At 68.5% G+C, this 13,179-nt stretch carries 13 protein-coding genes; 3 read left to right on the forward strand and 10 right to left on the reverse strand.

Annotation, left to right across the window (positions count from 1 at the left end):
• Positions 1–20 precede the first annotated feature (20 nt).
• Positions 21–1,430, reverse strand: a complete 1,410-nt coding sequence (fumC, locus tag VMJ11_RS26270) for a class II fumarate hydratase (protein ID WP_325623230.1) — start codon at positions 1,428–1,430, stop codon at positions 21–23.
• 310 nt (positions 1,431–1,740) lie between these two features.
• Positions 1,741–3,381, reverse strand: coding sequence for a phospholipase D family protein (locus tag VMJ11_RS26275; RefSeq protein WP_325623250.1), 1,641 nt, complete (start codon positions 3,379–3,381; stop codon positions 1,741–1,743).
• A 436-nt stretch (positions 3,382–3,817) separates the two neighbouring features.
• On the opposite strand from VMJ11_RS26275, the gene VMJ11_RS26280 reads away from it, so the two are divergent.
• Positions 3,818–4,189 carry a DUF2917 domain-containing protein gene (locus tag VMJ11_RS26280; RefSeq protein WP_325623231.1) on the forward strand — a complete coding sequence of 124 codons (372 nt, stop codon included), beginning with the start codon at positions 3,818–3,820 and terminating at the stop codon, positions 4,187–4,189.
• Positions 4,190–4,283: 94 nt separating this feature from the next.
• Here the strand turns inward: VMJ11_RS26280 and panS are convergent, their stop codons facing one another.
• The 4 genes from panS to VMJ11_RS26300 all read right to left on the reverse strand — a co-directional run bounded on the left by panS (position 4,284) and on the right by VMJ11_RS26300 (position 7,744).
• Complete coding sequence (gene panS, locus VMJ11_RS26285) at positions 4,284–5,246, reverse strand: ketopantoate/pantoate/pantothenate transporter PanS (RefSeq protein WP_325623232.1); 963 nt, start codon at positions 5,244–5,246, stop codon at positions 4,284–4,286.
• A gap of 383 nt (positions 5,247–5,629) precedes the next feature.
• Positions 5,630–7,018 (reverse strand): MATE family efflux transporter, encoded by a 1,389-nt coding sequence (locus tag VMJ11_RS26290; protein ID WP_325623234.1) that lies wholly within the window; start codon positions 7,016–7,018, stop codon positions 5,630–5,632.
• A 198-nt stretch (positions 7,019–7,216) separates the two neighbouring features.
• The gene (locus VMJ11_RS26295; protein ID WP_325623236.1) at positions 7,217–7,438 is read right to left on the reverse strand and encodes an RNA-binding S4 domain-containing protein; all 222 of its coding nucleotides are present in this window, start codon (positions 7,436–7,438) and stop codon (positions 7,217–7,219) included.
• A 177-nt stretch (positions 7,439–7,615) separates the two neighbouring features.
• Entirely contained in the window at positions 7,616–7,744 is a 129-nt protein-coding gene (locus VMJ11_RS26300; RefSeq protein ID WP_325623238.1) for a hypothetical protein, read from the reverse strand.
• Between VMJ11_RS26300 and VMJ11_RS26305 the strand changes: the two genes are divergently transcribed.
• A complete protein-coding gene (locus VMJ11_RS26305; protein WP_325623240.1) occupies positions 7,743–8,225 on the forward strand; it encodes a hypothetical protein in 483 nt (160 codons plus the stop codon). The genes VMJ11_RS26300 and VMJ11_RS26305 overlap by 2 nt on opposite strands.
• A gap of 322 nt (positions 8,226–8,547) precedes the next feature.
• Complete coding sequence (locus VMJ11_RS26310) at positions 8,548–10,653, forward strand: ATP-dependent helicase (protein WP_325623252.1); 2,106 nt, start codon at positions 8,548–8,550, stop codon at positions 10,651–10,653.
• A 227-nt stretch (positions 10,654–10,880) separates the two neighbouring features.
• Here the strand turns inward: VMJ11_RS26310 and VMJ11_RS26315 are convergent, their stop codons facing one another.
• The 4 genes from VMJ11_RS26315 to VMJ11_RS26330 form a co-directional block, all read right to left on the reverse strand.
• On the reverse strand, positions 10,881–11,642 hold the full coding sequence (locus VMJ11_RS26315; RefSeq protein ID WP_325623242.1) for a DUF4088 family protein: 762 nt from the start codon (positions 11,640–11,642) through the stop codon (positions 10,881–10,883).
• Positions 11,643–11,818: 176 nt separating this feature from the next.
• Entirely contained in the window at positions 11,819–12,142 is a 324-nt protein-coding gene (locus tag VMJ11_RS26320) for an AzlD domain-containing protein (protein WP_325623244.1), read from the reverse strand.
• Positions 12,139–12,858 carry an AzlC family ABC transporter permease gene (locus VMJ11_RS26325; protein WP_325623254.1) on the reverse strand — a complete coding sequence of 240 codons (720 nt, stop codon included), beginning with the start codon at positions 12,856–12,858 and terminating at the stop codon, positions 12,139–12,141. Before VMJ11_RS26325 ends, VMJ11_RS26320 begins: the two co-directional genes overlap by 4 nt.
• Positions 12,859–13,044: 186 nt before the next feature.
• Positions 13,045–13,179: helix-turn-helix domain-containing protein (locus tag VMJ11_RS26330; RefSeq protein ID WP_325623256.1), on the reverse strand; the 135-nt coding region annotated here is incomplete at its 5' end.

Raw genomic sequence — 13,179 nt, forward strand, 5'->3', positions numbered from 1 at the left:
CGGAGACGTCGCTCAGGCGTCTAGCGCTTCAGATTGCCCACCATCTCGCCGGGCTTCACCCACTCGTCGAACTGCTGCTCGGTCACGTGGCCGAGCGCGAGCGCCGCGGCCTTGAGCGTGGTGCCTTCCTTGTGCGCCTTCTTGGCGATCTGCGCGGCCTTGTCGTAGCCAATGTGCGGATTGAGCGCCGTGACGAGCATCAGCGATTCGTTGAGCAGCGTGTCGATGCGCGAGCGGTTCGGCTCGATGCCCACGGCGCAGTGATCGTTGAAGCTGAGTGCGCCGTCGGCGAGCAGGCGGATTGACTGCAGCACGTTGTGCGCGATCATCGGGCGGAACACGTTCAACTCGAAGTTGCCGCTCGCGCCGCCCATGTTCACGGCCACGTCGTTGCCGAACACCTGGCAGCAGAGCATCGTGACTGCTTCGGACTGCGTAGGATTGACTTTGCCCGGCATGATCGAGCTGCCCGGCTCGTTCTCGGGAATCGACAATTCGCCCAGGCCGCAGCGCGGGCCGCTCGCGAGCCAGCGGATGTCGTTGGCGATCTTCATGAGGCTCGCGGCCACGGTTTTTAGCGCACCGTGCGCGAACACGAGCGCGTCGGCGGCGGCCATCACTTCGAACTTGTTCGGCGCGGTGACGAAGGGCACGCCCGTGAGCTTCGCAATGCTGTCCGCCACTTTCTGCGCGAACTGCGGATGCGCGTTCAGGCCCGTGCCCACCGCCGTGCCGCCCTGCGCGAGTTCGTAGAGGTGCGGCAGCGTCGATTCCAGATGCCTGATGCCGTGATCGACCTGCGCGACGTAGCCCGAGAACTCCTGGCCGAGCGTGAGCGGCGTGGCGTCCTGCAGGTGCGTGCGGCCGATCTTGACGATGTCCGCGAAGGCTTTCGCCTTGCTGTCGAGCGTGTCGCGCAGCGTTTTCAGCGCGGGCAGCAGGTGCTTGACGATGCCGTACGCCGCGGCCACGTGCATGGCCGTGGGGAACACGTCGTTGGACGACTGGCCGCGGTTCACGTCGTCGTTCGGATGCACCTTGCGCGCCTCGCCGCGCTCGCCGCCCAGAATCTCGCTCGCCCGGTTCGCGATCACCTCGTTGAGGTTCATGTTGGTCTGCGTGCCCGAGCCCGTCTGCCAAACGGCGAGCGGGAACTCGCCGGCATGCTTGCCCGCGATGATCTCGTCGGCGGCCTGCATGATCGCGCGCGCCTTGGTTTCGTCGAGCACGCCAAGCGAGAGGTTCACCTCGGCCGCGGCGCGCTTGATCGTCGCGAGCGCGGTGATGAGCTCCGGCGACTGCTTCTCGGTCGAGATGCGGAAGTTCTGCAACGAGCGTTGCGTTTGCGCGCCCCAAAGCTGCTGGGCGGGCACGGCGATCTCGCCGAACGTGTCGCGCTCCATGCGGACGTTTTCATGGCTTGCGGTCATTTGATGCTCCGGTGATTGAGGCGGCGCCCGCTTCGTGCGTGGCGCCGCTTTCGTGACGGGTTCGGATCCGCGTGGTGGCTGGCCTGCGGCGGCGCGGCACGCCTCGCGACAACAACGACAAAGTCGACAAGGGCGACAAAACCGGCAGCGCGGCCGCTGCGAAGACGCGACGCGCGTGGCGAGGAAGCCTCGGCTTCGCGACTGGCTCGACGGCGCATGGCACGACGCTACGACGGCATGACGCATTGCGCGAGCGGCGGCTTCGTTGCGGCGTGCGGTGGCGGGGCGACGGATCGACCCGCCGGCGGGCTCACAACTGGCTGTCGACCGGCAACAGCAAGAATAGCCCGGTTAGTAGATTCCGGTAGAAACCCGCGCCGGGATCGAGGTTGTAGGTGCGGATCATGCCGTCCTCCTCGTCGGTCCAGACGAGCGGCGACGAGATCGGGCCGCCGCGCAGCGAGGCGAGCTGGGCCGGCGTTGCGAGCGTGACGTGGTAGCTCACCTTCGGCGAGGTCGCGAGCAGGAAATAGCCGGCCACATCGTGCGCGACGCGCGGGCTCTCGATCGCGAGCGCGAGCTCGGTGTTCAAGTGAGCCGAACGCGGGTCGAGATTGAGCGAGCCGATCACGAGCGTGCTTTCGTCGATCACATAGGCCTTCGCGTGCAGGCTCGCGCGCGAGCGCGAACCCACGATGCCGAAGCGCCGTTCGGCGGTGCGCTCGGGCTGGGTCGGCTTGAATTCGTAGAGCTCGGCGCCGGCCTCGAGCAGCGGCACGCGGTACGGGCTGTAGCCGGCCTGCACCGCGATGGCGTCGGTGGCGGCGAGCGAGTTGGTGAGGATCGCCACGCGCACGCCGTGCGAGGTGAGCGTGTGGATCGCCTGCACGCCCGCGTCGTGCGGTACGAAATACGGGGAAAAGACCAGCACGCTGTGCTTCGCCTGATGGATGCGATCGAGCAGCGAGCGCATCGCGTCGCCCATCTCGCCTTGCTTGGCATCCGCGATCTTGCCGGGCGAGTCGGCGACGAACTGCCATTTCGCCCAGACGAGCCCGAGCTCGCCGTGCGCGATCTGCTGCGCGAGCGGCGTGGCATTGAGCGGCTTGGCGTTGTAAGGGTCGGCGTTCTCGCGCCAGTGCTTGCGCAGCTCGTCACGCGCGGCGTCCAGATCGTGCGGATCGAACTTCTGATGATTGAGCACGTTCAACGGGTAGGAGATCGAGCTGTTCCAGTACTCGTCGAAGCTCGCCGAGACGCTTCGCGCCACTGGCCCGACGGCGAGCACGTCGAGGTCGGTGAACTGCAGCGTCTCGCTCGCACTGAAGTATTCGTCGCCGAGATTGCGGCCGCCGACGATCGCGAGCTCGTTGTCGACGATCGTCGCCTTGTTGTGCATGCGGCGCGTGAACTGGTCGACGTTCGTGAGGAAGTTGCGCGTGCGCAGGAGCATTGATTCGCTCGTGCTGCCGTACGGATTGAACACGCGGATCTGAATGTTCGGATGGCTGTTGAGCGCGGCCATCAGGCGGTCGATGTCGTGGAAGTTCAGGTCGTCGACGAGCATGCGCACGCGCACGCCGCGATCGGCCGCATAGAGCGCCGAGCCGAGCAGCAGCTTGCCGGTGGTGTCCTCGTTGGCGATGTAGTACTGCATGTCGAGCGTTTTCGTCGCCGCGCGCGCGAGCGCGATACGCATCTGCAGCGAGTCGGTGCCGGTGGCGAGCAGGCGAAAGCCCGATTCGTCCGGGTGCGCGGCAGCGAGGGCGGCGAGCGCGACGCCGAGCGGCGTGGCGTTGGCCTCGGCGGCGGGCATCGCCGCGCTCGTCTCGCGCGGGTAGTCGGTGGCCGGCGGGCGCGACGCGCAACCCGACACGGCGAGCGCGAGGCAAAGGAGCACGAGCAAGGCGCGCAGCGGGACGAGCAGGGGCGGCAGTAGTGGGGCGAGCAGTGGATGGCGTAGCCAGGCGCGCAGCGGGGCGAGCAGCGGGTGCAGTTGCGGGTGATGTAGCGAGGCGAGCACCGGGAAGAGCGGCGTGCGGAGCAGCGCGGCGCGCGGCGCGGTGCACGTCAGGCCCACGTGGCGCGGGGCCGAGGAGCGGCGCGCAGCGGCTTGCAGCAAGGCGGGATGCGCTGGCAAGCGGATTCTCCTTACTCTGGTCTCACGCACGATGGTTGGTGAGTGCACAGCCGGGCGCGTGATGATTCATTTTCGTTGTACGGCCTTCGCGACGATTCTACGGGAAACGCTCCGCCCGGCTTGCGACGGCGAGCAACGCGAGTGAGCAATTTTCGGGCCGCGTGGCACCGACGTTTCACTGCGGCCGGAAACGTCCGTAGCCGCTGCGGCGCGACACTGCGCGCATGTCGAACGACGGGAGACCGCAATGAGAGCAGGAACCAGAGGAGGAACCGCAGGGACGCTCGCGCTATGGGTGGCACGCGACGCCTGCCGCACGATCCGTCCGGCGCAGGGCTGCATCGTGATGGCGCTCGAGGGCCGCGTCTGGATGACGGTGGAGGGCGATGGCGAGGATTACTGGCTCGAGCCGGGCGAGGGGCTGCCTCTTGCGCCGGGAGAGCGGGCGCGCATCGGTGGATGGCGGGAAGCGGTGCGCTTCGAGGTGCAGCCGCTCGCGTCGCCGACCGATTGGCGCTTTGCACGGCTGTGCGTTTGGGTGCGCTCGCGCCTCGCGCGGCGTACGTCGCGCGGGCTGGCCGGCGCGCGGGCACGCGCGCCGCAGGAGCGCATGGCGTGAGCGTCGAGGCGGTTTTCGTGCCGCCTTTGCGCTTCACGGCAGCGCGATTCCCGCGCTTGCCGCGCGGGGCGCGCCAGCCCGCGCTCCACTGGGCTTAGCCGCGCTCGGGCGTCGCGCCAGCGGCGCGTTGTGCGTCGCGCGTGCTGCCGCGCGCCGGCTTGCCGGCCCAGTAGCCTGCGAGAACCGAGCCCGAGAGGTTGTGCCAGACCGAGAACAGCGCGCCCGGCAGGGCGGCGAGCGGCGAGAAGTAGAGCTTGCCGAGCGTCGCGGCGAGGCCCGAATTCTGCATGCCCACCTCGATCGCGAGGGTGCGGCACACCGACTCGTCGAAGCCGAGCAGGCGCCCGCCCCAGTAGCCGCCGAGCAGACCGATGCCGTTGTGCAGCACCACGCCGAGCGCGACGAGCGGGCCGACCGTGGCGATGCTGGCATGCGTGCCGCCCACCACGGCGGCGATGATCGCGAGGATCGACGCCATCGAGACGAGCGGGAGCACCGGCTCGACGCGGCGTACGAGGCCGCCCGCGAGGCGGTTCACGACGAGGCCGATCGCGATGGGCAGGCCGACGATCTGCAGGATGCTCATGAGCATGCCGCGCACGTCGACGACGATCGAGGCATCGACGTACAGGCGCGTGAGGAGCGGCGTCGCGAACACGCCGACGATGGTCGACAGCGCGCTGATCGTGACCGAGAGCGCAACGTCGCCGCGCGCGAGATAGATCATCACGTTCGAGGCCGTGCCGCTGGCCACGCTGCCCACGAGCACCATGCCGGCCGTGAGGTCGGGCGGCATGTGCAGGACCTTGGCGATCCCCCAGGCCGCGAGCGGCATCACCAGGTAGTGCAGGAAGATGCCGGCCGCGACGGGGGCGGGGCGCGTGAAGACGCGCTGGAAGTCGGCGAACGATAGCGTGACGCCCATCGCCAGCATGATGATCATGAGGAGCGTGGTGACGTGCGGCGCGACCGGCGCGACGAGGCCCGGATCGAAGTAGGCGAGGAGCGAAACGAGGACGGCCCAGAGTGGGAACAGTCGGGTAATCGGGGCAAGCATGAAAGGGTGGTCCGTTCAGAGTGGTTCGTTATGTTTCGTGGCGCTGGCGGCACGCGCGCTGGGCGTGTGCGCCGGTGCTGCGGGTCGTGGCGTGGCGTCGATGCTTGCGAGCGCAAAACGCCGACCGGGGTGCGCGTGGCGGGCGGCGCCGGGGTGGCCGGCAGGGCACGCTGGGGGGCGGTCGACCGGAGTTCGCGCTTCAGCGCTTACACCGGTCCCGTGCAAAGCCGTCGACTGGAGTCACGGCTTCGACGCCGACCCGGCCCATATTCCTGCCCTTGTGGGACGGACGGCGCACGCGGCGCCAGCCGCGTATTCTAACCGGCCGCGCCGGGGCGGCCGGGAGGGGCCAAGCGGACGAAAGGACGAAAGGACAAAACGGATCAGGCGCGCGCTTCGGCGCGCCGGCTCATGCGATGAAAGCGCCAGGTCATCAGCACGGCGACGCTCGTGAGCCCTGCGGCGAGGCCCCACCAGAGCCCGAGCGCGCCGAGCCCGAAGTGGAACGCGAGCGCGTAGCCGGTGGGAAAGCCGATGCCCCAGTAGCCGATCGTGGCCGCGACCATCGGCACGCGCGTGTCCTTCAGGCCGCGCAGGCAGCCCGAGCCCACGGTCTGCACGCCGTCGACGATCTGGAAGATGGCGGCGACGCTGAGCAGCGTCGCTGCGAGCGCGACCGTGTGCGCGTTGGCCGGGTCGTCGAGATGCAGATAGAGCCCGACGATCCAGTGCGGCGCGAGCACCATCACGAGTGCGGAGACCGACATGAAGCCGACGCCCAGCGCGAGCGCGACGAACCCCGCATGGCGCGCCGCGCGCGGCATGCCCGCGCCGGACCAGAAACCCACGCGCACGTTGGCCGCCTGGCCGATCGCGAGCGGCACCATGAAGGTGACCGAAGCGACGTTCAGGGCGATCTGGTGTGCCGCCAGCGGCGTAGCGCCGAGCAGGCCCGCGAGCAGGCCGGTGGCCAGAAAGAGCGTCGCCTCGACGGCATAGGTGATCGCGACCGGCCAGCCGATCGTGAAGAGCTCACCCATCAGCGGCGCGGTGGGGCGGCGCGCGATGACGAAATGCTGGTGCGACGGCCGCAGGTGCAGGAGCGCCATCAGCACGAGCGCGGTGAGCCAGACCGTCGTGGCCGTGGCCGCCGCCGAGCCGAGAAAGCCGAGGCGCGGCAGGCCCCACGCGCCGTGGATCAGCCCGTAATTGAGAAAGCCGTTGAAGAACACGCCCGCGATCGACACCCACAGGAGCCGCCGCGCCGCGCCGATGGCGGGCAGGAACGAGCGCATGAGGCCCACGCCGATCAGGCTTGCGGGCGCGCCCCAGCGCAGCACGGCCGTGTATTCGCCGACGTGGTGTGCGAGCAGCGTCGGCTCCCCGAGCGCGCGCAGGATCGGTTCCGCAAACGAAAGCAGTGCGAAGGCCGGCAGTGAGAGCAGCAGCGAAAGCGCGAAGCCGGTCCAGTAGATGTGCGGCACGTGGCTTTCGTTGTCCGCGCCGCGCGCCTGCGCGACGCTCACGCTCACCGAGGTCAGCACGCCCTGCAGCACGGTCACCACCACGAAGAACAGGTTCGCGCCGAGGCCGCCCGCCGCGAGCGCATCGGCGCCGAGCGAGCCGAGCAGCACCGTGTCGGTGACGCTCATCGCCATCTGCGAGAGCTGGGCGATCGCGAGCGGCCCGGCGAGGCGGGCGGTGTCGGCGGCGTGGCGGCGCAGGGTGGGCGGCGCGGAAATGGCGCGTCTGGAGAGCAGGGTTCGGTTCATGAAAAACAAGCGGCGCGAGCGATCGCGCCGTACGGCTCTGCGGGTTTGTCTGTCGAATTTGAAAGCTTATTGCGCGATCGTCCGGTTGTCGATCGAAATGCTCATTTTTGGTGCATTTGCGTCGCTTTCGTGTGACGACGAGTGTCTTCCGGCTCGCGTTCGACCACCCCGAAGGGTGCTGAAGGGACTGAAGGGACGTTACCCGGCTTCCTTCACGGCAATGCGCGTGTCGCCCAACAGCACGACCTGGCCTGCGCGGATCTTGCAGGTCTTGCGCAGTTCGACTTCGCCGTCGACCTTTACCGCGCCCGAGGCGACGATCTGTTTGGCCGAGCCGCCGCTATCGGCGAGGCCGGTGATCTTGAGGAGGTTGTGCAGTTCGACATAGTCGCCGGTCAGCGTGAAATCGAGATTGGGCATGGCGGATGGGAAATTCGCACGCGCGCGGGAGGCGCGCAAAGGGTGAGCATCATAAGCGATCGCAGGCTTGTCGCGGCCCTGGCAGCGCCCGTGCGGCTGTCACATCTCGGGGCCGGATGTTATGAATTCGTCAGCAAATGAAACGTTGAGTAACGTTGCGAGACCCCGCTGCGATCCTCAGACGAGAATGGTTTCACCCGTGATCGAGACGGCCGCGCAGGCGGCTCCATCGAGCGGGGGCGCGGCAGTGGCGGGCGTGCCCGCCGCAAAAGCGCCTTCGGAACCACTGCAAAGAGGATACGCCATGACCCAGATTCGCAAGCTGCTCACTGCTACTGCTCTCACGTCCGCCGCCATTTTCGGGCAGGGCGCCTTTGCCCAGAATGCGTCCCCGGACGCGGCACAGGCTGTCGGCGAAGCCCCCGCGATGGCGCCTTCGGCCGCCCCGGCCATGGCGCCGGGGGCGGCACCTGGCCAGGCGCCGGCGGCAGCAGGCATCGCGCAACCCGCGCCCGCGCCGCAGAGTTTGAGCGCGCCGCAGTCGCCGGATCCGCTGGTGCAAAAGCGCAATGCCAACGCGGCGGCGAACGCCGAATACCGCAGTGCCAAAAAGTCGGCGAACGCGGAGTACGGCGAAGCGAAGAAGCAGGCGAAGTCGCAGTACAAGGCCCAGGTGAAGGACGCGAAGATCAACCGCAAGGCCGACCGCCAGGCCAACGACTCGGAGATGAAGGACCAGATGAACGGCATGTCGGCCCAGCAGCAGGGCGACCACGCGCAGCCGTAGGCGGCTGAGGCCGGTCGTGCCCGCCTCTGCGCCGGCGTGGCAGGGGCTTGAAGCGGCGGCATCTGGCAGCGGGCGCCGCCGCTTCGCTTTCTGACGTTCGGGCCATGCGGATGAAACCGGCATCGATATCGGGAACGGAGTTGGCGCTAAATATCGCCAGATCGCCGCAAAATCAGGCGCTTGCGGATGCGGGGTGTATGGATATACAGTGTGCGTCGCTCACCTGCGATTGCCCACGTTCATTCATCCTGCGCCCGCCGTGTCCACTGTTTCCGTCGCCGATTCCCCGTTCGCCCCCGCCGCCAGCGAGGCACGCGCCGATGTGGCCCAAGCCGTCTCGGCATGGCTCGCAAAGCTCAACGACGCGCAGCGCGAGGCCGTCCAGCATGGGGCCGAGGCGGGCTACGCGCCGGGCTCGGCGCTGCCGGCGCCGCTGCTCGTGATCGCGGGCGCCGGCTCGGGCAAGACCAACACGCTCGCGCACCGCGTCGCGCATCTGATCGCGAACGGCGCGGACCCGCATCGCATCCTGCTGCTCACGTTCTCGCGCCGCGCCGCGCAGGAAATGACGCGGCGCGTGGCCCGCATCGCCGCTGGCGCGCCGGGCGCGGCCGCGGCGCTCGCACAGGGACTCTCCTGGGCGGGCACCTTTCACGGGGTGGGCGCCCGGCTTTTGCGCGAATACGCGGAACGAATCGGCCTTTCGCCGGCGTTCACGATCAGCGACCGCGAGGATTCCGCGGACCTCATGAACCTCGTGCGCCACGAACTGGGTTTGTCGGCGAAGGAAAAGCGCTTTCCATCGAAATCGACGTGCCTCGCGATCTATTCGCGCGCGGTGAACACGGGCGACTCGCTCGCGAACGTGCTCAACCGCTCGTTCTCGTGGTGCCTCGAATGGGAGCCGCAACTGCGCGCGCTGTTTGCCGGCTACGTGGACGCCAAGCAGAAGCAGAACGTGCTCGACTACGACGATCTGCTTCTCTACTGGGCGCATATGGCCGCTGAGCCCGCCATCGCCGCCGATCTCGCGGGGCGCTTCGATCACATCCTCGTTGACGAATATCAGGACACCAACCGCCTGCAGGCCTCGATCCTGCTGGCGCTCAAGCCCGATGGCCGCGGCCTCACTGTGGTCGGCGACGACGCCCAGGCCATCTACTCGTTTCGCGGCGCGACCGTGCGCAACATTCTCGACTTCCCGGCGCAGTTCGATCCGCCCGCGCGCCAGGTCACGCTGGAACGCAACTACCGCTCGACCTCGCCGATACTCGCGGCCTCGAACGCGGTGATCGACGCGGCCGCCGAGCGCTTCACGAAGAATCTGTGGACCGATCGCGCTTCGCAGCAGCGCCCGCGCCTCGTCACGGTCGCCGACGAGGCCACCCAGGCACGCTACGTCGTCGAGCAGATTCTCGAGGCGCGCGAGGCCGGCATGAAGCTCAAGCAGCAGGCCGTGCTGTTTCGCGCCGCGCACCACAGCGCGACGCTCGAAATCGAACTCGCGCGGCGCAACATTCCATTCGTGAAGTTCGGCGGATTGCGCTTTCTCGACGCAGCGCACGTGAAAGACGTGCTGGCGGTGCTGCGCTGGGCCGAGAATCCGCTCGACCGCGTGGCAGGCTTTCGCGTGACGCAATTGCTGCCCGGCGTTGGGCCCGCCAACGCGGCGCGGCTGCTCGACCAGGTGGCGGCCTGTACGGGCGCGTATCGCGCAGCCGAAGCGCTCGCGGCCTTCGCGCCGCCGCCGCGCGCGGCCGAGGACTGGCCTGCGTTCGCCTCGCTCATCGACAGCCTCTCGATGCGCGCCACGCCCTGGCCCGCCGAGTTCGAGCGCGTGCGGCGCTGGTACGAGCCGCATCTGGAGCGCAATCACGAAGACGCCCAGGTGCGCCTCGCCGATCTGCTGCAGATGGAGAGCATCGCGAGCACCTACGCCTCTCGCGAGCGCTTTCTCACCGAGCTCACGCTCGACCCGCCCGATGCGACGAGCGCCGAATCGGCTGATCCGCTGGTCGACGAGGACTATCTGATCCTCTCGACGATCCATTCGGCCAAAGGGCAGGAGTGGCGCAACGTGTTCGTGCTCAACGGCGTGGACGGCTGCATCCCGTCCGATCTCGGCGCGGGCAGCGACGAGGAGCTGGAGGAGGAGCGGCGCCTGCTCTATGTGGCGATGACGCGCGCGAAGGAGGATCTGCACATCGTCGTGCCGCAGCGTTTTTACGTGCATAACCAGATGGCGTCGGGCGACCATCACGTGTGGGCTTCGCGCACGCGTTTCATTGCCGCGACGATGCTGCCGCTGTTCGAATCGCGGGCATGGCCGCCCGCGCCCGTGGCGAGTGCGCCGAGTGCGACGGGACTCGCCGCCGCCGCGCAGGCGAAGGTCGAGATCGCCGCGAAGCTCAGGAGGATGTGGGATTAGTGGGCCCCGCCGAGTGAGTCACCATGCCGAGTTGGGGCACGCATGGTGAGGCACGTCGAGTAGAGCGCGCCCGGTGGGGCACGCATGGTGAGGCACGTCGAGTAGAGCACGCCTGGTGGGCTACGCGTGGTGGGTCACGCCGAGTAGGGCACGCCTGACGGGATGCGCCTCGCGCGTTGTGCACGACAAGCGCGGCGCTGCCGCCAGGAGGCGGCGTGTGGCGGCGCTCAGCGCGATTGCTCGCGCGTGGCGCCGCGCGCCGGCGGCATGAAGAAGTTGCGCAGCCACGCGGCAAGGCGCGTGAATATGTCGTCGGGCTCCTCGACGAAGATCTCCGGCTTGAGCAGCCGCAGGTATTCCATGATCTGCTGGGCCTCCTGCTTCTGGAACGCGCCATGCGTGATGCCGAGCCGCAGCAGCCCGCGCAGCTCGCCCAGACGCTCGCGCGCGAGGCTGCCGCTCGCCTGCTCGCAACCGATCTTCGCTTCGTACACACGCTGGCGCAGCGACTCCGAAAGCCGCCAGGCGGGCGTCTGCATCGATTCTTCGAGCGCCTGGATGTCCTGCACGCCGGATTTGATCTGCGCCGCGAGCGGGTCGACGAGCGAGGCGTCGCCCTGGGCTTCGCTGACGATGGCCGCGGCCCAGTCGCGGCATTGCTTCGAGAGTTCGTCGGGCGTCCACTCCGGGCGCGAGGCGAAGCCGAAGCCGAATTCGCCGGCCTGGCGCATCAGGATCGAGACGACCTCGGGAAATTCCTTGTCGAGCGTGCGCTTGGCCCAGGCGTACTGGCCGCCCTGCAGGAGCCGCTGCACGGCGTGCTCCGTGAGCGGCGTCATGTTGTCGAGCAGCTTCGCGCGCAGGTAATCCTCGAACGACGGCGTGGCGAATTGCGGGTCGAGCTTGAGCGAGACGCGCAGGAACGCGTCGAAGTCCTTGCGCAGCGACGCAAGTGTTTCTTCCTTCAGGTTTAGGGTGATTTGCCCCATTGTGGTTGCCCCGGTGTAATCCTTATCGCCCTTCTTCTGCGCTCTCGCCGTTCGAGCACTGGCCGGTGCCCGCGCGGGCCGCGCGTTTTGACGATGCGCGGCGCCGCCAGAGCAGGCCTTGACGGGTTTATCGGCGGGACGGGGTGAAACTTGAGCGCGCGTGGCGCCGGGCTGTGCTAACGCAGGACGACGCCTTGCCAGAGGAAGAACACGCCGAGCCCGACTGCGATGGTGAGGAGCGGGCGTTTCGTGAGCGCGCTGACGACGACCGCCGCCAGCGCGCCGACGAGCTGCGGGTTGCGCCAGCTCAGTTCGGCGCCTTGGCCGTGAGGCGAGACGGCCATCGGCACGATGATGGCGGTGAGCACGGTGACGGGTACGAAGCCGAGCGCGGTGCGCACGAGCGGCGGGAATACGAGGCGCTCGCCGAGCACGAACACGGCGGTGCGCACGAGCCAGGTAATGAGCGCCATGCCGAGGATCAGGACGACGTAGTTCATTGGCCGGCTCCTGCGGTGCGCTGGACGTTGGGGGGCTTGCAGGGGCTTTGGCCGGTGGCGCTGGCGCCGCGCGGCGAACCGGGACGAGACAGGACCACGCCCACGACGACGCCCGCGAGCACCGCGCCGAGCAGCCCGAGCTTGTATGGCCAGCCCTGCCAGAAAAACGCGAGTGCGCCCGCGGTCACGGCGGCGGCGAGATAGCGCAGCGCGACGAGCTGCGGCACGACGATGGCGATGAAGGTCGCGACCATCGCGAAGTCGAGGCCGAGCGACTGCAGGCCCGGGAACGCGGCGCCGAACAGCAGGCCGACCGCGGTCCAGAGTTGCCAGTTCAGGTACATCGCGAGCCCCGAGCCGAGGAAATGCCATGGCGAGACGTCATCGCCGGGGGGATGGCGGCGGAAATGCGCCCAGGCGACGGCAAATACCTCGTCGGTGAGCAACGCGCCGAGCACGAGGCGCCAGCGCAGCGGCAGGTGCGAGACATAGGGCGCTAGCGTCGCGCTGTAGAGCACGTGGCGCAGGTTCACGATGAGCGTCGTGGCCCAGATCACGGCGAAGCTCGCGTGCGAGGCGATCAGCCCGAGCGCGATGAACTGCGCGGAGCCGGCGAACACGGCAAGCGACATGAACTGGCCGTGCCAGAGCGAGAGCGGGCCCGAGGTGACGAGCGTGCCGAAGATCACGCCGAAGGGCGCGGCGCCGATCATCATGGGAATGGTGTCGCGCGCGCCGGCGACGAATTCCGCGGCTCGCTTCGGATGCGGCCTGGGCCGCGGGTTGGATTGCGTGGTCAAACTGTCCTCCTGATGCAAGGGGACAGGATAGCGGGCGCCCGTGCGCGTGGCTTGTACGTTCTTGCGGCTGCGCGCGAGACGGCGTGTGCGAGACGGCGTGCGTCAGGACGACTGCCAGCGCCCCGGCGGCACGCCGAACATGCGGCGAAAGTGTCGCGTGAAATGACTCTGGTCGGTGAAGCCGCTTGCCACGGCGACGTCGGCGACCGTGGCGCCTTCTCGCAGCGGCCCCAATGC

The organism is Paraburkholderia sp., from assembly GCF_035501035.1.
Taxonomy (GTDB): domain Bacteria; phylum Pseudomonadota; class Gammaproteobacteria; order Burkholderiales; family Burkholderiaceae; genus Paraburkholderia.